Source organism: Paenibacillus haidiansis, from assembly GCF_036553665.1.
Taxonomy (GTDB): Bacteria; Bacillota; Bacilli; order Paenibacillales; family Paenibacillaceae; genus Fontibacillus; species Fontibacillus haidiansis.
The window spans coordinates 68,653-87,050 of sequence record NZ_JAZHPZ010000018.1; the positions used below are offsets into that span (position 1 = coordinate 68,653).

The 18,398-nt window shown below is 50.4% G+C and carries 18 protein-coding genes and 2 rRNA genes; 6 read left to right on the plus strand and 14 right to left on the minus strand.

Annotated features, from left to right (window positions below):
- Positions 1-1,317 carry an HD domain-containing protein gene (locus tag V3851_RS23450; RefSeq protein WP_331848936.1) on the minus strand — a complete coding sequence of 439 codons (1,317 nt, stop codon included), beginning with the start codon at positions 1,315-1,317 and terminating at the stop codon, positions 1-3.
- 320 nt (positions 1,318-1,637) lie between these two features.
- On the opposite strand from V3851_RS23450, the gene V3851_RS23455 reads away from it, so the two are divergent.
- A complete protein-coding gene (locus V3851_RS23455; protein WP_028560748.1) occupies positions 1,638-1,892 on the plus strand; it encodes an AbrB/MazE/SpoVT family DNA-binding domain-containing protein in 255 nt (84 codons plus the stop codon).
- Positions 1,893-2,030: 138 nt separating this feature from the next.
- Here V3851_RS23455 and rsmI read toward each other — a convergent pair whose 3' ends face one another.
- The 10 genes from rsmI to V3851_RS23505 form a co-directional block, all read right to left on the minus strand.
- Positions 2,031-2,927 carry a 16S rRNA (cytidine(1402)-2'-O)-methyltransferase gene (gene rsmI / locus V3851_RS23460; protein WP_331848937.1) on the minus strand — a complete coding sequence of 299 codons (897 nt, stop codon included), beginning with the start codon at positions 2,925-2,927 and terminating at the stop codon, positions 2,031-2,033.
- Complete coding sequence (locus tag V3851_RS23465; RefSeq protein WP_331848938.1) at positions 2,924-3,682, minus strand: tRNA1(Val) (adenine(37)-N6)-methyltransferase; 759 nt, start codon at positions 3,680-3,682, stop codon at positions 2,924-2,926. The genes rsmI and V3851_RS23465 overlap by 4 nt, the downstream gene beginning before the upstream one ends.
- A gap of 85 nt (positions 3,683-3,767) precedes the next feature.
- On the minus strand, positions 3,768-4,136 hold the full coding sequence (yabA, locus tag V3851_RS23470; protein WP_331848939.1) for a DNA replication initiation control protein YabA: 369 nt from the start codon (positions 4,134-4,136) through the stop codon (positions 3,768-3,770).
- 44 nt (positions 4,137-4,180) lie between these two features.
- Positions 4,181-4,981 carry a PSP1 domain-containing protein gene (locus tag V3851_RS23475; protein ID WP_331848940.1) on the minus strand — a complete coding sequence of 267 codons (801 nt, stop codon included), beginning with the start codon at positions 4,979-4,981 and terminating at the stop codon, positions 4,181-4,183.
- 150 nt (positions 4,982-5,131) lie between these two features.
- Positions 5,132-6,106, minus strand: coding sequence for a DNA polymerase III subunit delta' (gene holB / locus V3851_RS23480; RefSeq protein WP_331848941.1), 975 nt, complete (start codon positions 6,104-6,106; stop codon positions 5,132-5,134).
- 45 nt (positions 6,107-6,151) lie between these two features.
- Positions 6,152-6,595 (minus strand): YaaR family protein, encoded by a 444-nt coding sequence (locus V3851_RS23485; RefSeq protein WP_331848942.1) that lies wholly within the window; start codon positions 6,593-6,595, stop codon positions 6,152-6,154.
- A 65-nt stretch (positions 6,596-6,660) separates the two neighbouring features.
- Positions 6,661-6,990 carry a cyclic-di-AMP receptor gene (locus tag V3851_RS23490; RefSeq protein WP_331848943.1) on the minus strand — a complete coding sequence of 110 codons (330 nt, stop codon included), beginning with the start codon at positions 6,988-6,990 and terminating at the stop codon, positions 6,661-6,663.
- An 84-nt stretch (positions 6,991-7,074) separates the two neighbouring features.
- On the minus strand, positions 7,075-7,656 hold the full coding sequence (tmk, locus tag V3851_RS23495; RefSeq protein ID WP_414859349.1) for a dTMP kinase: 582 nt from the start codon (positions 7,654-7,656) through the stop codon (positions 7,075-7,077).
- Between the two features lie 65 nt (positions 7,657-7,721).
- Entirely contained in the window at positions 7,722-9,305 is a 1,584-nt protein-coding gene (locus tag V3851_RS23500; RefSeq protein ID WP_331848945.1) for an aminotransferase class I/II-fold pyridoxal phosphate-dependent enzyme, read from the minus strand.
- A gap of 151 nt (positions 9,306-9,456) precedes the next feature.
- Positions 9,457-9,642, minus strand: coding sequence for a sigma factor G inhibitor Gin (locus tag V3851_RS23505; protein WP_331848946.1), 186 nt, complete (start codon positions 9,640-9,642; stop codon positions 9,457-9,459).
- Between the two features lie 209 nt (positions 9,643-9,851).
- Here V3851_RS23505 and V3851_RS23510 point away from each other — a divergent pair, with 209 nt between their 5' ends.
- Positions 9,852-10,376 carry a hypothetical protein gene (locus tag V3851_RS23510; protein ID WP_331848947.1) on the plus strand — a complete coding sequence of 175 codons (525 nt, stop codon included), beginning with the start codon at positions 9,852-9,854 and terminating at the stop codon, positions 10,374-10,376.
- 80 nt (positions 10,377-10,456) lie between these two features.
- Here the strand turns inward: V3851_RS23510 and V3851_RS23515 are convergent, their stop codons facing one another.
- Positions 10,457-10,882, minus strand: a complete 426-nt coding sequence (locus V3851_RS23515) for a hypothetical protein (RefSeq protein WP_331848948.1) — start codon at positions 10,880-10,882, stop codon at positions 10,457-10,459.
- A gap of 321 nt (positions 10,883-11,203) precedes the next feature.
- Between V3851_RS23515 and V3851_RS23520 the strand changes: the two genes are divergently transcribed.
- The 4 genes from V3851_RS23520 (at position 11,204) to V3851_RS23535 (ending at position 17,471) form a co-directional block, all read left to right on the plus strand.
- Positions 11,204-11,887 (plus strand): response regulator transcription factor, encoded by a 684-nt coding sequence (locus V3851_RS23520; RefSeq protein WP_331848949.1) that lies wholly within the window; start codon positions 11,204-11,206, stop codon positions 11,885-11,887.
- On the plus strand, positions 11,884-13,245 hold the full coding sequence (locus tag V3851_RS23525) for a sensor histidine kinase (protein ID WP_331848950.1): 1,362 nt from the start codon (positions 11,884-11,886) through the stop codon (positions 13,243-13,245). Before V3851_RS23520 ends, V3851_RS23525 begins: the two co-directional genes overlap by 4 nt.
- Before the next feature lie 64 nt (positions 13,246-13,309).
- Positions 13,310-16,423, plus strand: coding sequence for an efflux RND transporter permease subunit (locus V3851_RS23530; RefSeq protein WP_331848951.1), 3,114 nt, complete (start codon positions 13,310-13,312; stop codon positions 16,421-16,423).
- Positions 16,416-17,471 carry an efflux RND transporter periplasmic adaptor subunit gene (locus V3851_RS23535; RefSeq protein ID WP_331848952.1) on the plus strand — a complete coding sequence of 352 codons (1,056 nt, stop codon included), beginning with the start codon at positions 16,416-16,418 and terminating at the stop codon, positions 17,469-17,471. The genes V3851_RS23530 and V3851_RS23535 overlap by 8 nt, the downstream gene beginning before the upstream one ends.
- A 499-nt stretch (positions 17,472-17,970) precedes the next feature.
- On the opposite strand, the gene rrf is transcribed toward V3851_RS23535, so the two are convergent.
- A 5S ribosomal RNA gene (rrf, locus tag V3851_RS23540) occupies positions 17,971-18,087 on the minus strand.
- Positions 18,088-18,220: 133 nt separating this feature from the next.
- Positions 18,221-18,398: ribosomal RNA gene (locus tag V3851_RS23545) — 23S ribosomal RNA — on the minus strand; the annotation flags it as partial.

The window sequence follows — 18,398 nt, forward strand, 5'->3', positions numbered from 1 at the left end:
CTACTCCTCCTTGGTTAGCTGATCCTGGCTGTTCCCCTGCTCGAATATTTCGGCGATCTCCCGCGGCAGCCTACCGATAACGGTCATCAATTTATTGTCCGGAAAGTACAAATGAAATTTGCCCCGGTGCAAACCGCTGATCGAACGGACAATATCCGAAACTTCGGAAATTTCCCGCAAACGGTCCTGGCGGTCCAGCAGAAGAATCTGCTTGTCCCGCAATTCGCCGTCCGGACGAAACACATCATAAGGCAGATCAGTCGGAAAATCAATTTCCAGATCGTATTCGGGGTGAAGCCCCGCCTTACCGAAAGCTTGGCGGATGCCGTCGATCATTTCCAGGTCGAGCGATTCGACTTCTACATATTTATACAATTTCCGGTCCAAAAACCGGGTGCACAGATCGCTTAACAGTTCGTCGGGTTCATTCTTCCACTGCATAAACGCGGTTTGTACCAGCGCTTCATCAAGCAGCAGGTATTCCCGGACGGTCAAATCCCGGCCGAACAATCCCGGCAAGGGCTCGGGCAGAAAAGCGAAACGGTGTCCTTCGGCGTAAAGCTCTTTCGCCCGGCGGAAGATTTGCCGCAGAATGATCTCCGAGCTGCGGGTTACCGGGTGGAAATAAACCTGCCAGTACATTTGATACCTGGACATCAGATAGTCTTCCACCGCATGCATCCCCGATTCCTTGACGACGATCCGGCCCTGGAACGGCCGCAGCATCCGGAGGATCCGGTCCATGTCGATCGTACCGTAATTAACCCCGGTAAAATACGCGTCCCGCAGCAAATAATCCATACGGTCGGCATCCAGCGGACTCGATACGAGATTGACCACAATCGGATGCTCATAATCCTTCCGGATGACGGCGGCCACTTTCTTCGGGAAATCGTCCCCCATTTGCCGAAGTACAGCGCCAACTTCCGTATCGCCAAGCATGATTTTGCAAGTCCAATCTTCATGGTTCATATTGAACGCCTGCTCAATGGAATGAGAGAACGGGCCATGACCCAGATCGTGCAGCAAAGCGGCGCAAAGAGCCACCAATCTTTCCTCCTGCGGCCAATCCGGATAATTCGCCCGTTCAAATTGAGAAATAATTTGCCGGGTAATTTCATAAACCCCTAATGAATGCGAGAATCGGCTGTGCTCGGCTCCATGAAAAGTAAGATACGATGTGCCAAGCTGGCGAATCCGCCGCAGCCGCTGGAACTCGGAAGTATTGATGAGCGACCAAATGATTTCATCCTGCACATGCACATAATTGTGAACCGGGTCCTTGAATACTTTTTCTTCATGAAGACGATGCCGCATACCTAAAACTCCTTTCCTTATTAAAAAGATTTTGAAAAATAAAGAAGGATTATGACTGAACACGTAGGATAATGTCGAACTGTGTCGAATATTGTAAAAATAGCGTTTTCCAATGTGTCGAACCCCTAAAAACGGCGAGTTTTATGGATAATTCTAGTTAGATCATACCCTTTAAACATTTAAAATTAGAAATAACAATGAACTCTACCATAAATAGGTTGACTGTTTTGGCAATGGTTGGTATCATAAATATCATAAAAGATAGAAGTTTGTCGAATAATGACGCTTTTATATTATAGCGAGAGGAGCTATCATCGGTTATGATGAAATCAACAGGTATTGTAAGAAAAGTAGATGAACTGGGACGGGTAGTAATTCCGATTGAATTGCGCCGCACACTCGGCATCGGCGAGAAAGACGCACTCGAAATCTACGTTGACGGCGAACGGATCATGTTGAAGAAATACGAGCCTGCATGCATCTTCTGCGGCAACGCCGAGAACGTGACCTATTTCAAAGGCAAAATTGTTTGCCATGAATGTCTTACTGAGCTTCCTACCCCTGTGACAAATTAAGAAATATAGTATATAATAGTTTTATCGAAAACTGTTAATTCTAACCTTTTTCATATCTCCTTGGTGCCTTCCAGGCTTGAACCCGGCCTGCGGAGGCCCCTTTTTTTCCTTTTTTTGTATAATCTTCGGTATTCCCCGCTATTCCTTATCGTCCACGGCAATGATCTTGTAAATTTCCCGTTTGGATACGCCTCGATCGGCGGCCGCCTTTTTCATCGCTTCTTTACGCGCACACCCTTCCTGCATTTCGTAATGGCGAACATGCTCCTCGACGGATAAGGGCTGCCACCAGGCATCCTTCATTTCTTTCACCTCTTCCGGACGGGCACCGGCAACCACAAGGCAATATTCACCTAACGGCGGATGCTCTTCAAGCCACGCCAGACATTCGGACAGGCTCCCCCGGGCCATTTCTTCATACCGTTTCGTCAATTCGCGGGCCAGTACGATATTCCGGTCCCCCCAAGCTTTAAAGAGCGCTTCCAGCGTCTTGATCAAACGGTGGGGCGATTCGTATAACAGCAGGGTATTCTCCTCCTGCTTCAGCGAGGCAAGCAGGGCGTCGCGCTCTTTGTTGTCACGGGGCAGGAAGCCGACGAATTGAAACCGTTCGGTCGACAGCCCCGATACGATCAAAGCCGACAAAGCCGCATTGGCTCCGGGTACGGGGATGACCGGAATATCCGCCTCGATCGCCAGCTTCACAAGATCGCTGCCGGGGTCGGAAATCGCCGGCAGACCGGCGTCGCTGACCAGGGCTAAATTTTTTCCTTCTATTATAAAGCGAATTAATTCCGGCCCGCTCGCCGCCTTGTTATGTTCATGATAGCTGAACAATTTCCCCGGCGAAATTTCAAAATGCGTCAGCAATTTTCGCGTCTGCCGCGTATCCTCGGCGGCGATAATGTCGGCCTCCTGCAGCACCCGCACGGCCCGGTAGGTCATGTCCTCCAAATTGCCGATCGGCGTGGCGACAAGATACAATTTCCCGCGGCTTCCCGGCTTATCTTCAAAGCTCTTTTGAATGGCAATCATGTTCTTCCCTCTTTTGCTTCATAATAGATATCCATAATTTCGGGGCAATATTCTCCCTGCTCGTTATACACGATCAGCGGAGGCAGCACCCGCATATCGGGCTTCCCGTCCCGCAGCGCTTCGATCAGCACCATATTCGCTTCCGCGCCGGCCCGCGGATGAACGAACCGGATCACTTTCGGCTCCAGCCGGTATTGGCGGAACACGGTCAGAATCTCGCCAAGCCGCTGCGGTTTATGCACCATCGACACTTTGCCTCCCGGTCGCACCAGCCGCATCGAAGCGGCAATGACTTCCTCCAGGGTACAATGGATTTCATGCCTGGCAATCGCCTGATGGGAGTTGAGCTTCAAATCTCCGCCCGTCAGCGGCATATAAGGAGGATTTACCGTTATGGCATCGTATACGCCGTGCCCCGTCTCCTTGACCAGTTCTCGCAGGTCGCCTTCGCGAATCACGATCCGCTCCTTTAGTTCGTTCATTTCCACACTGCGCCGGGCCATATCAACCAGCCGGGGCTGAATCTCTATCCCTTCAATCTGCGCCTTCGTCCGCGTTGACAGCAGCAGCGGAACGACCCCGTTGCCGGTACAAAGATCAAGGATTTTCCCGTATTTCGGCACCGGCGCGAACCGGGCGAGCAGCACCGCATCCATCGAGAAACTGAATACCTCGTCGCTTTGGATGATTTTCAGATCATGCGTCAACAGGTCATCGACCCGTTCCTTCTCATGAATCACTACCTGATTCTTCAAATTGGATCTTCCTTCTGTGAATAATATCTTATACCCGAAGCTCTTATATCTAAAAAAAAACCGTAGGCGAGTTCCCTACGGTTTGTTATTTATTCAAAAAAGACAAGCAGAACAGGCAGTCGCCTTCAGTGCGCAGATGCCCGTAATAGACATTGCAGATGTGGAAACCTTCGTGATATAAGCGCGCGAGATTATCATACCCTTCGCCGACGATATCGATGTCTTCGTCACCCTCGAGCAAAGAGGGCGGCTGTTCCGGGGACACCGAAGGCGAGGTGCCTTCTCCCGTTTCGCTTTTTAAAATTTTGCGCATCTTCTCGTTCTCCAAGCGAAGCTGCTGATTTTCTTCGAGCAGCCGCTTCACTTCCTGCATCAATACGCCAAATTGGCCGTGAAATTTTCCCATTTGTGATTCCAGCGTCTGCATATGATTGAAAATATCTTTATTCTCCAAGTTCCCACCCCAGAGTCATCTCTAAAGTCTTTCTTGAATCCAATCTATTTCACGACGACATCGTCAAGCGGAAGCTCCTTGACTTTGCCAATTTCAAACAATTGCACATGGACGGTACGCGTTCCGGCATTCAGACCAACCACTTTTCCGTCTCCCAGCGAAGTGATTACCATTTTTCCCACCGAAGGAAGCTCTTCCTTGACGCTTTCATAATTATCATGCTCAAATTTCAAGCAACACATTAACCGGCCGCACAAGCCGGAAATTTTGGTCGGATTCAGCGACAGGCTTTGATCCTTCGCCATCTTGATCGACACCGGCTCGAAATCGCCGAGCCAGGAGGAACAGCAGAGCACCCGTCCGCAAGGACCGATTCCGCCGAGCATCTTGGCCTCGTCTCTTACGCCGATTTGCCGGAGTTCGATCCGCGTCCGGAAAATGCTGGCCAAATCCTTGACCAATTCGCGAAAATCGACCCGCCCCTCGGCCGTGAAGTAGAAAATGATCTTATTGCGGTCGAAGGTAAATTCCACATCCACCAGCTTCATCTTCAGATCATGATCTTTAATTTTATTTAAACATGTGGCAAACGCGTTCTTTGCCGCAAATTTGTTCTCTTCCACAACACGGGCGTCGGAATCATCGGCGATACGAATCACCTTTTTCAGCGGAAGCACTACATCGTTCTCTCCGACCTGCTTCTTCCCAACGACCACTTTACCGTATTCGATGCCGCGCGCCGTCTCGACGATAACGCTGTCGTCTTTCTCGACCGGCAGCTCCAGCGGATCGAAATAATATATTTTGCCCGCTTTCTTGAAGCGAACGCCTACTACAGTGTACAAAAACTAACCCCCTTGTATACCTTTAAGAGGAAGCTCAAATGATCTTTGAACTTACACTTGAATAATGGTGAACGCCTTGAAAAACCCTGTTCATGCACGGGAGAAAGTTTGTCTGTCCGGCACCTCCGGCACCGGTCTTATGCACTTGCATTATCCGCCAATGCCAATCAGGAACTGCTCGAGACAGAGCTGGCTATTCATATTCTGCCGAAGCTTCTTTCGGCCCTCCGCCGCAAGCGCCATGGCGTCGACCCATTCGGCGGCGCTGCGCGTAAAAGCTTGTTTTGCAATAAAATCCAGTTCATCTATGAAAACGATTTGATCATGTCGATGATAGAGCGCATGGATCATGTCCTTGAACCACAAATGGAAAAGGTCAAACAGCATGTCCATATGTTCGCCCAAACCTGCTTTAAAAACAGTTTGCTGCGCTGTAATCAGAGGAGACCCGCCACGGCCAGCGGTTTCCTTCCCTAATTGTAACACTACGCTTCTGATTTCGGCAAACCAATTCTGGCGCAGCAGCTCGCGGCACGCGTCGATTCCGGCGGCTACATGAACCGCGCTTCTGGACAACGTCCCGGGAAAGCCTTCGGACGATAAAATCTGTAGCATGCTTTCGGGGTCCAGCGCCTTGAAGGGCACCAGCTGAGCCCGGGATTGAATGGTGGGAAGCAAGGCTTGTCCGTTATCCGACAGGAGAATGGCGACCGCCGGAGATGGGGGCTCTTCCAGGAATTTCAGAAGGCTGTTCGCCGCCTGGACCGTCATCCTGTCCGCTTGGTCAATAATATATACCTTCGGGTTACCGCTTTCCGAACGGTAAGAGAAAATCCGCTGCAATTCGCGGATCTGATCTATTTTAATCGTGGAGCCCTCGGGTGAAACGTAATGAAGGTCGGGGTGATTGCCGTGCAGCACCTTGCGGCACTCCAGGCATGTTCCGCAAGCATCGTCCCCGCTCTCTGTGCAGAACAGAGTCTGGACGAAAGCCATCGCCATCTCTTTCTGCCCGCTCCCCGTCGGCCCGCTGAATATATAGGCATGCGAGATGCGATTATGGCGGAGGCCGCTCTGCAGCAATCGCTTCGCCGCCTCCTGCCCAATGATTTCTTTAAAAGACATAAGTGATTTCTACCTTTCGAATGCTAAAAGAAATGCCCTCACCTTCTAGAAGCATATATTGATGAGCATGCCGCGGATTTCGCCGATCTTCTGAAGCAATTCGATCTTTCCCTGCTCCGTTTCCAGAAGTTCATCGGCCAACGAGAGCAATGCGGCATCCACCTCTTCAAGCAATTTGTAACGTTTTCCCCGGCCGCGCCGGTCCCAACCTTTCGAGTCCTTGATTCCGACACCCCGCCGGACTGTATCTTCGAGAAATCTTTTGACTAACAGGCGGTACGCTTTCAGTTCACGGACGGTCATCGAGTGAGCGAGCCGGTCCCCCTGAATCTGGATTTCTTTAAACCTGCGGTTCAACTCCTCCTTGGTCGCTTGTTCGCCCTGCTGCTGCATGACATCGGAGAAGTTCTTCGCCTGGACCGGCCTGGCCTGACTATCGTTTACCCCCAGGCTGCTTTTCAGCGGCCTGTAACCCGGATCTATTTTCACAGCTATCACCGCCGATCTTTGGTCAAATATTTATTCTTGCAAAGGGAGCCTGATTATAACTTCATTCAAAAATGCTCGAACCGGTCTACCGGCAGAACGAATACGGTAGCTCCCCCCACTTGAACCTCCACCGGAAGCGGCAAATACGAATCCGTCGTACCGCTCATCGGCGTCACCGGGGTCACTAGCTGTTCGCGCACCTTACAACTGTTGCGGATGACATTCATCACGGAATCCACCTGGTCATCATCAACCCCGATCATAAACGTCGTGTTGCCCGCCCGCAGAAACCCTCCGGTACTGGCCAGTTTGGTGGCCCGGAAATTTTCCTTCACCAGCGCGCTGGATAACCGGTTGCTGTCTTTGTCCTGAACAATCGCAATGAGCAGTTTCATTTGCAGCTCCTCCTTGTTTTTTGATAAGCAAGCCTACTCAGGCTTCCTTTCTAACAATATAACCACTTATTTAATATTTGACGTCTATAGCCCAAACTCCTTTAAAGCCGCGGTAAGCCGGTTCTTCATCAAGGAAGTGACTTCTTCCCGGGAGCCGGAAGCATCCACCGTGTGAAAACGCTCCGGGAACATGCCGGCGATGATGCGGTACCCCTCCCGTACTTTCCGGTGGAATTCGATCCCCTCCAGGTCGAGCCGGTTGATCTCACGGCCCTGGCCGGCCGCGATTCGGGAAAGCGCCAGCTCCGGATCCACATCCATGTAGAGGGTGATATCCGGAAACCGCCCGGCTGCGGCAAAAAGGTTGATCGACAATACCTCGTCAATGCCCAGGCCCCGGGCATATCCCTGGTAGACCAGGCTGCTGTCGACAAACCGGTCGCACAGCACGGTGATCCCCTTGGCCAGCGCCGGCTCCACCTTCTCCGCCAAATGCTGACTCCGGGCAGCCGCGTACAGCAGCGCTTCGGTTCGCGCATCCATCTCCGTATTGACCGGATTCAGGATAATCTCGCGGATGCTTTCGGCGATGCGGATGCCTCCGGGCTCGCGGGTGGTGATATAAGGGAGCCCCCGCTCTTCCAATATTTGTGCGATCTCCGGCATCACCGTCGTTTTCCCGGAGCCCTCGCCGCCCTCGAGTGTTATAAAGAGTCCTTGTCCTGTAGCGTTCAAAACTTCCCCTGCTTTCTATCCTGTGCTGTTCTATTCTTCATCACTCGTATCGTTCTTAATCCCGGATCGGCCGCCCCCTGGCATTTGGCTTTGGCCTCCCGAAGCCCGAGCAATTTCGCCGTTGTCCCCGCAGTAATCTCTTCTCCCGGATAAACAAGCGGAATGCCGGGCGGATAAGGGATGATCATCTCCGCGGCCCGGCGGCCCGCGCTCTCCTCCAGCGGAATCGCTTCCGTCTCATCCGGCAAGAGCGGACGGAGATCAAAGGCGACCGGAGCGGAAATCGCATCGTCCGGGACGCCATCCTCTTTCCGGTTCGAGAGGATGTTCCACGTGGAAAATAAGGATTCCTCCCGCGGCCCAAGAACCGGTCCTTCGTCCCTCCGATTCAAACCGTCCCCGACTTCCGCGTCAATTTGCTCGAGCGCCTTGAGCACCCGGTCGGCATCCACCTCCGAGGTTCCGGGGCCGAGCGCCAGGACGACATGGCGGTCATCGCACATCTCCGGCACGCAGCCAGAAGCCTCCAGCTTCTCCTGCAGCTCATACCCGCTAACCAAGCCTGCTTTGTCGTAGACCACGACTTTAAAGGGGTCTTGTGTAGCATATGCAGCAATTTCTCCGCGTGCGCCCGGTTCCAGAACACCGAGGCGGGCGAAGCTCTGCACGCCCCGGCGCAGCCGACCAGCAGCGGACAAGCCCTCGGCAAAAAAGGCCGGCCCGTGGGTCTGAATCAGGCTGCGGCTGACATCGAGCGACGCCATGATCGGGTAGGAAGGGCTCGAGCTCTGCACCATCGCCAGCCGCTGCCGCAGCAGGCCCCGGTCAAGCAGGCCGCCCTGCACGTGCAGCATCGCGCCCATGGTGAGCGCGGTAAGCATCTTGTGCGTGGACTGCACGACGCCGTCGGCGCCGGCCCTAAGCGCGCTCTCCGGCAGCGCCGGGTGCAGCCCGTAATGGGCGCCGTGCGCCTCGTCCACGAGCAGCGGCACGCCGCTCGCGTGGCAGAGCGCGGCCAGCGGCGCGAGCGCGGCTCCCATCCCGTAGTAGTTCGGGTGCGTGAGGAGCACGCCCTTGGCGCCGGGGTACCGGCGCAGGGCTTCACGCACCGTCCGCTCGGACGGGATGGTCGCCAGGCCGCTGGCGGCGTCGTGCTGCGGCGCCAGAAACACCGCGTGCGCGTGCGCCAGCATCAATCCGTGAATGACGGATTTATGCACGTTCCGCTGCACGAGCAGCACATCGCCCGGAGCGGTGCACACGCTCAGGATCAGCGCCAGGTTGCCGGCGGTGCTGCCGCCAACCAGGAAGAACGTCTCCTCCGCGCCGAAGGCCTCCGCCGCGAGCCGCTGCGCCTCGCGGATCACCCCCTCCGGGTGGTGCAAATCGTCCGTGCCGGTAATCTCCGTCACGTCGATGCTCATGACCTGGGCCAGCTCCCCGCCCAGATCCTTCCCCCTGTAGGACGTGCCGTTCTTATGCCCCGGCACGTGGAACGAGACGTCTCCCCGCGCCTTATACTGAAGCAAAGCTTCGTACAGCGGTGCAGGCGCGTTCTTTTTTTTGTTGTAACTGCTCAATCTATATCCTGATCCTTCCGGCTTGTCTAAAGTAAACGGTCTTTCGATTCATTGTACCGCTTTCCTAAGGCGGAGGGCAACATAAAAGGACCCGCCAATGCATGGAACAGGTCCTTAACCAATCTTCTTTTTCACTTTTTTCATGTTCCGTTTAAACATTCTTTTCTACCCATATTTGTTTCATCCGGTGGATGAAGAAATGGTATTTCTCTTCTTGTACGTCCGTATGCACCATTTCCGCTTCACAAGCATCACATATGAATTCCGATACGATATGAATCCCTTCCATTTTCGGCTCGCCACAGATAATACATGTGCTCTCGGTAAGTTCATCCATTTAAGATCCCACCTCGTGTGTTTTACTACCAGTATGGCACAGAATCTACTATTTTAAACACTTTCATAGTCGGTATCCTATTTTATATATATGCGGCACCCCGTGCATCCGTGTTTGTACGGCGCATATCTCAAAAATTCTTTCTTTTTACCGATATATTAAAGTATGTAAACTCTGCTCACGAAGCCAAGGAGGATTGTTGTCTCGAGATGCCCGCTGATTCCGAAAGCAATGCGACTTTTTACCATTATCGGCTGCTCAAAAAAATCGTTCTCCCCAAGCCGTTGATCCACAGCTTTATGACGCTTCCCTTTATTTGGCTTGCTGCGGAAATGATATTTATCTCTTGGACCAGTATATTCTTCTTTCTGCTCGCCATCCCGCTCGTCCTCTGGATCCATTTTGTCATCGCCCGGTCGGTGCTGATTATTATAAATCATTCTCACCGCAAACGGTGGCGATTTACGCGGAAGATTCCCTGGATCGGCTATTTGCCGGATCAATTCGTCAGTTACGGCACTTTTCGCTGGGTACATATTCATGCCGCCTGGATCGGGATCTGTATTATCGCGGTTATCGTTCCCTGGTCGCCGGTCTCGTTTATCATTTCTTTAATCTTGTGGCATCTCTGGTTCCTGACTCCGAGATTTATCATCCTGGCCGGGTTAAGAAAACAACCGAAAAACGGCATGATCAAATTTAACGAACAAGACACCTCTTACTATATGCCTTAAACGTGAAAAAGCCTGTTTCCTGCATGAATGCAGAAAACAGGCAAATTTTTTCTTGCTTGTCCCTTCAACGTTATACGTCGCTACGGGCTCTCCAAACCTTGGATAACGGCTTTCTGTTCGATTTTCGGAACCAATACGGTGAAGGCATTGTCATGTATCGTAAGCTGAACGATTAACTTATCTTTTTTGTATACCCGCGTCGTTCCTTTGCTTTCCTCCGTCTTTTCCGTCCAGCCCCACTCGGTAATCGCCTTCTGGTAAGCTTCAGGAACGCCTTCGCTTTCACTCAGCCCCGACAATGAATAGTGAACATAGTCCATCTTGGAGTTGTTCATTGCCGTTTCCGTCCGTTCTGCTTCTTTAGGAATAGGGAAGCTCTTCTCCACCGCTGAGCCGACAAACGTCGTCCAGGTAGGCTCGGAATCCGCACAGCCTGCAATGATGGTCAACACCATGAAGACTACCCCCATGAAGCATAAGGAATGTCTTATTCCTCTTTGCCGCATGCTGTATTCCTCCTTACCCAACCTATATTCTGACCATAATTATACTTCGATGTCATATTCCCGATATAGAACGCGGATAGGTCTAAAATCCTAGCAACAAGTTTGCCATTCTTAATTATAACGGTAGTCTTCGGCCCGTCGGTAACAAAAAGGTTACATTCCTTTTGAGAGAACTTCCAGACTCTTATATCGTATTGCTTGCTGCTACAATTAACTGTTAATCTAACTAAAAGTCCAATTACGAACTTTCAAAGAAACGAGAATTATGTTTAGACGTATTATTATACGCATCAATAGTTCTTAAGGGGGAAGTTTCCGCAGATGACCACAATATTAATCATAGACGACGATGAATACATTCGCGAACTGATTTGCCTATACCTGAAAAATGAAGGAATGAACCCTATACAAGCCAATGACGGAGCCGAAGCGCTGCAAATCGTCGACCAAACCTCGGTCGATCTCGTGATCTGCGATATCATGATGCCGAATATGGACGGCTTTCAATTATGCGATGAACTCCGAAAAATAGATCCCGATATTCCTCTGCTGATCGTTACGGCCAAAGGGGAAACCTCTCATAAGGTAAAAGGCTTCAACCTTGGCGCAGACGATTACCTCGTTAAGCCATTCGATCCAAGAGAATTGGTTGTCCGTGTCAAAGCTCTTTTTAAGCGTTATCGGATTTTTTCTTCTCAAACGATCCAGCTCGGCAGCATCCTGTTGAACCGCCAAACTTACAAGGTCCTCCGCGGCTCGGAAGAAATCAACATTCCGCCCAAGGAATTTGAACTCTTATTTAAACTCGGCAGCCATCCCGGACATATTTTCACTCGCGGGCAATTGATCGAACAAATTTGGGGAAGCGATTATACGGGAGACGATCGGACGATTGACGTACATATTAGAAGGCTGAGGGAGCGGTTTGCGGATTATGATTCCGCGTCCTCCTTCCGCATAGAAACGGTTTACGGCCTTGGATACAGGCTAGAGGTCGGAAAATGATCAAATCCTTATATATCCGTATCGTATTGATGTTCTTATCCGCCATCATCGTCAGTTTGCTTGCCTCCTCCATCATCGCGGGTGAACTTTTCAAAAAATCGACCCACGAACAAACCCAGGATTTTTTGGTTTCCATGGGGCATAGCCTAGTCCGTATTTTCGAGCGGTCCGGATTCGATAACCGGGGGGCGGTGATGGACGATATGAGCAATTTCCCGGTAATCGTCGGCGTACAAATTTATGACGAAAGTTCCAGGGTAGAGAAGTATGGCCTAGATATCAATATCCCCGTATCCGAGGAAGAGGTCGAAAAGGTCCGGCAGGGACAAACCGTACGGGGATCGGCGGACGGCCATATCTATGTCGGAATCAACTTCAATTATCAGAATCAGACGTATGCGATGTTTATTCGGCCCGTTTTAAATAAAAATATCGGAAACCCGGTGAGTGGAATCATCTCTACAATGGTCTTAATCGTTATGATCGGCGGAAGCCTGTTTTTTATAGTTGAAGCCGCCTTTTTGGTCCATCCGCTGCGGAAACTGACGGAAGCTACACGGAGGATGTCCAAAGGGGATTTTAACGTAGATTTGAAAGTAAAGCGCAAGGACGAAATAGGTGTGCTTGTTCAAAGCTTTGATGAAATGAGGCAACAGCTCCATAAGATTGAACAAATGCGACAGGATTTTGTATCCAACGTTTCCCATGAAATTCAGTCGCCGCTAACCTCCATCCACGGCTTTGCCTTGGCGCTCAAAGACGAAACGCTGGTTAGCAATGACCGCGAACGTTATTTGGATATCATCATTACAGAAAGTGAACGGGTGTCCAGAATGAGCGATAACCTGCTTAAATTGGCTTCACTTGATTCCGATCATCACCCTTTTCATCCGGAAACATTCCGGCTTGATGAACAGATCAAACAAACCGTTGTCGCCTTTGAGCCGCAATGGTCGGCCAAGGGAATCGCCATCCACTTGGATTTGCCTGTAGTTAAAATTACCGGTGACCGTGACGGGCTGAACCAGGTCTGGATCAACCTGCTTTCCAACAGTATAAAATTCACCCCCCAAAAGGGCGGCATTACTATAACGCTTCAACAAGACATTAACCGCGTCGAAATCACCTTTGCCGATACGGGCATCGGTATTGCCGAGGAAGACCAAAACCATATATTCGAGAGGTTTTACAAAGCGGACCGTTCCCGTAACCGGATTTACGGCGGCAATGGCCTGGGTTTGGCTATCGTCGGCAAGATCGTCGGGTTGCACCACGGGGAAATAAAGGTGCGGAGCAAACTCGGCAGCGGTACGGAAATCGTCGTTATCCTTCCTTATTATGATTTTAATTTTAAATAATTAATAAACATTCATATTCAGTTCATATTTCTACGGTAATCTTACCTAAGATAGGAGGATTGCCATGAATAAAATAACCAGCTTCTCCATGAAAAATACGGGGGCGCTCATCATCATGATCGTGATGCTGTTCCTTGCGGGCGTCTATTCGGCTGGAAATCTGAAAACAGAGGTTATGCCTGACATCTCCATTCCCGTCGTATACATAACGACAACCTACACCGGCTCGCCAAGCGACGTCATGGAGCAGGTAACGGAACCTCTGGAGAAAAAAATAGCTAATATGGAGGGAATTAGCTCAATTGATTCTTCGTCAAGCGACAATTTTTCCACGATCATTGTCTATCTGGAGGACAACGTGGAGCCTGAGGATAAAAAGCTGGATATCGACAGCTTGCTTCAGGAGGTAGATCTCCCCGCTTCGGCCGGAACGCCTAAAGTCGCAACGCTCGGGTTCGCCTCTATACCCTCGTATTACTTAGCGATTTCCTCCGAAAACGGAATGAGCCAAACCGAATTGGACCAATGGTTTACGGACGAGATCAAGCCAGGGCTGGAATCGACCCCGGGATTCGATCATATGGATGAAATCGGATCGCGGGAAACGACGTTAAGCATTAAGCTGGATGCGGCCAAACTGAATACCTTCGGTCTGTCGCCCGGCCAGGTATCAGGCCAAGTGCAGCAGCAACTAACCTCTTTGCCGGCAGGAGAGGTCGAAATTGAAGGCAATTCGCTCATGGCCAGAGTAAAGGGCGATACCAACAGCATATACACTTTAGAAAATATCGATTTGCTGACTGCTCAAGGAAACAGGGTGCGATTGAATCAGCTAGGCACGATTCAATCGATCTCCGAATCGGAGTTTATCGCCCGGCTGGACAATAAACCGGCGATCGGCATCCAGTTGTATAAAGCGAGCGATGCGAATGCCGTTGAGTTCGCGGACCATGTCGAGGGGCTCATCAAAGGCTGGAACGAACAAAATCCGGATATCAGCTTCAAGACGATATTTGATTCTTCAATACAAGTAAGTGATTCCATCAACGGGATGTTAAGAGAGGGGATCACCGGTGCGATTTTGGCCGCGATCATGATTCTCTTGTTTTTGCGGAATATTCGCATGACTCTGATCGTACTTATATCGATCCCGCTGTCGATATTAATTACTTTGATCGTGATGAATTCTCTGGACATTTCGCTGAACACCTTGACCTTAGGCGGAATGTTTATCGCGATCGGCCGCGTTGTCGACGACAGCATCGTCGTTATCGAAAATATATATTCTCATCTGCAGAAAGCTCAGGAACGCGGGGAGTCGGTGATTAAAAAGGCCACCGCCGAGGTGGGTTCCGCGATTACTTCCTCAACTTTGACAACGGTTGGGGTGTTCATTCCGCTCGCTTTCGTTAGCGGCATGGCCGGTCAAATGTTCCGCCCGTTTGCCATCACACTGTCCACGGCGATGTTGGCTTCGCTGCTTGTCGCCTTAACCGTCATCCCGATGCTGGCAAAATTACTGGTGCTCCGCGGAGCCTCCATTAAACATGAGGAACCGAAGGCAGGCCGTATGTTGGCATTTTACCGCCGCATTTTGGAATGGTCGCTAAGTCATCGCATCAAGACGCTGCTTATTGCAGTAGTCTTGTTGGTCACGTCCATTGTCGGCACCTTACCGTTTCTATCGGTTACCTTGGTTCCTGAAGAGGAGCCGCCTCATCAGTTTTATTATGATATTAAATTGCCGTACGGAACCTCTTTGGAAACGATGGACCTAAAGGTTAAAGACTTGGAGAATATTTTGCAAACCGCACAGACTTCCGATGGAGAACGGCAATTTACGTTTACGGAAGCGCTGGTCGGATTTGCAGGATCATCGACCCCAACGTCCTACAGAGCGCAAATTTTCACCGAAGTCAGCGATGGCAGCGATGTGAAGGAAGTTCAGGACGAGTACAAAGGAATTTTGTTGGCTCAGCTCCCCGAAGGCTCGGAACTGAACGTAAGTTCCCTGCAAAGTAGCGGGATGGACTACTCTAATTTTGAGTACTCTTTAAAGGGAGACGACCTTATCCAGCTGACAGAAGCTGCAGCGCTGATAAAAGATCGTTTGAAAGAGTATCCGGAACTAAGCGAAATCAAGGATACACTTAGCGATGCCAAGAAGGAATTGGAGATTGAAGTCGACCAAAACAAGGTATGGCAATATGGGCTCACCGTTTCAACTGTCCATCAAACGGTTGCCGGTTGGCTCACAACGTATGAAATTGGAGATTTGAAGCTCGATAACACAACTTACACGACAACCGTGGAGCTGGATAAAACAGATCTCAACACCCTTTCGAAGCTTGGGGAGATTCCTTTCCAGTCCACGAGCGGAACGATCGTTTATTTGAAAGACATCGCCAAGCTGAATGAAATCGATGCCGCTTCAAGCATCCAGCGTAATGACCAGGAGCAGGTTGTTACGATCACGGCCAAAATCGGCGGCCAGAATAAAGGCGGGATCAGTTCACTCGTTTCAGCCTCCCTCGCCGAGGTCCAGCTTCCCGATGGAGTGTCGCGTGAAATAGGCGGTATAACCGAGATGATCGGAGATACTTTTACACAAATGTTTGTCGCCATGGCGGCGGCCGTATTTATCGTTTATTTGATCATGGTAATTTCATTTGGCAATACCAGTGCTCCGTTTGTTATCTTGTTCTCATTGCCGCTAGCGGTAATCGGCGGGCTAGTCGGTTTGCTAGTCAGTGGAGAGGCGCTCAGTATGACATCTCTGATGGGCTTCATGATGCTGATTGGGATTGTAGTCACCAACGCGATTTTGTTGATCGACCGAACCCAGCAGCTGCGTCAAGAAGGCTACACGGTTCGTCACGCGCTGGTGCAGGCGGGTACACTTCGCCTTCGCCCCATCATTATGACTGCCGTCGTCACTATGGTTGCGATGCTGCCGCTGGCTCTCGGATTAACCCATGCGGGAGGAATGATATCCAAAGGTATGGCTGTCGTCGTCATCGGTGGACTAGTCTCCTCGACAATACTGACATTGGTTGTTGTTCCGGTTATTTATGAAATGATCGAATCATTTAAAAGCCGGGTATCGAAAATAATCCATAGAGACCGGTTACCCCAGTCACCAGTTGACAACAAGGAAGGAGTAGTGGTCGATGAATAGCAGAGTATGGTACAAATTAGCGCTGGGCTGCACATTGTTGTCTTTAGTCACGATAATCGCAGCCGGCTGTTCCAATAGTGAGGAAAATAAGCCGGTAGCAACCGATAATACCGTGCAAATCCCGTCCGTAAAGGTAAGCCAGGTGGAAAATAGAAGTATCGGGGATCCGCAAGAGACCGTAGCTGAGGTACTCGCTTCAGAAAACCGGGATATTATCGCTAAAGCAAGCGGCGATGTGCTGAAGGTCACGAAAAAGCGGGGGGATCAGGTTAAGAAAGGAGAGCTGCTAATAGAATTGGACCCTACCGATGTCCTCCTGCAAAAGCAAAAAGCGGAAATTTCGCTGCGCACCGCCCAGGATAATCTAAAAAACGGCCAATTTACGAGCTCAAATGACCCCGATGCGCTGCAGCCGCTTAAGGACCAAATTCAATTAGCACAAATCAGTATCCAGGAGATTGACCGTACGCTGGCTAACTACAAGATTACCGCGCCGATCAGCGGGGTTTTAACCGATTTTCCCGTTGAGCAGGGAATGACGGTATCCCAGGGAGTGGTCGGCAATATTCAGCAAATCGATCCTGTTAAAATCGAAGCAAGCATCACGGAGGAAAACGCCAAGCTGCTGCAGGGCAAGAACGAATTAACGTTCTATACCACCGATCAACCGGAGCAATTACAGAAAGCAACGATCGTGTATTTTTCCGACATTATGAATACGCAGCAAAGAACTTATTCGGTCGAACTTGAAGCTGATAATAAGGGGCTGGCGCTAAAGCCCGGAGCTAAGATTCAATTGCTGCTTACCGATGAAGCGGAACAAGAAGTGCTGACCGTTCCAACAACGGCAGTTATCCGCGAAGAAAGCAATTCTTTCGTATATGTCTATGCCGAAGGCAAAGTAGAGAAACGTCAGGTACAATTGGGACGCCTCAACGGTATGTATCAGGAAGTGACCAGCGGGCTTAGCCAAGGGGACCAGATCGTGATATCGGGTCAATATCAACTCAAAGATCAGCAAGAGGTTGATGCCGTGTCCGCAGAATAAAACAATCAATTATAGTTTCATAAATATAGGACCTGTGTGTAGCGCTCCGAAAAGGATTGCTGCGACAGGTCCTATTATTTCTTTATTGCGACAGGCTATGTCGTATGCTCTGCTGATGCGTTTCAAACCATGCCGATATCTCCGCCTGCTTCTTCCCTTTTCCCGCAACGATTCACCGCCAACTCGATAATTTAGTTTCAAGAAGCGGACAATTGCACGCCTGTTTTTGGGCCATTGCGGAAAAATAAGAGCCAAAAACGCCCTTATTGGGCTAGATGCGGCACTTTTTGTAGAAATAAAGGTCAAAAGAGCCCTTATTTCGGCTGAATCGAGGGAAATGACTGTGGTTTAGCCGGAATTGGCCTAAATAAGGACCAAAAAAGGCTCTATTCTGCGAGACGCGGCTCATTTTCGTGAAATAGAGGCGGTTTGGGCTCTTATTTCTTTTGAATAAGCAAAAGAGCACCGCCGATTGTCTCGGCAGTGCTCTCTTCTCTTTGCTTGGCGGCGTCCTACTCTCCCAGGACCCTTCGGTCCAAGTACCATCGGCGCTGGAGGACTTAACGGTCGTGTTCGGGATGGGTACGTGTGGAACCCCTCCGCCATCGCCACCAAACATATCAAGCTTAATCGCTTGAAAACCGGATACGAAACTTAGATTTGCGTGTTAGCCCCTATTTGGTTCACCGGGGTCCCCGAAAAGTAATCGGAATTACCTTCGAAGCCTCGCTTCACTTTTTGGGGTAATTTTGGATAAGCCCTCGACCGATTAGTACTGGTCAGCTCCATGCATTGCTGCACTTCCACCCCCAGCCTATCAACCTCGTCGTCTTCAAGGGGTCTTACATACTGGGAAATCTCATCTTGAGGGGGGCTTCACGCTTAGATGCTTTCAGCGCTTATCCCGTCCGCACTTAGCTACCCAGC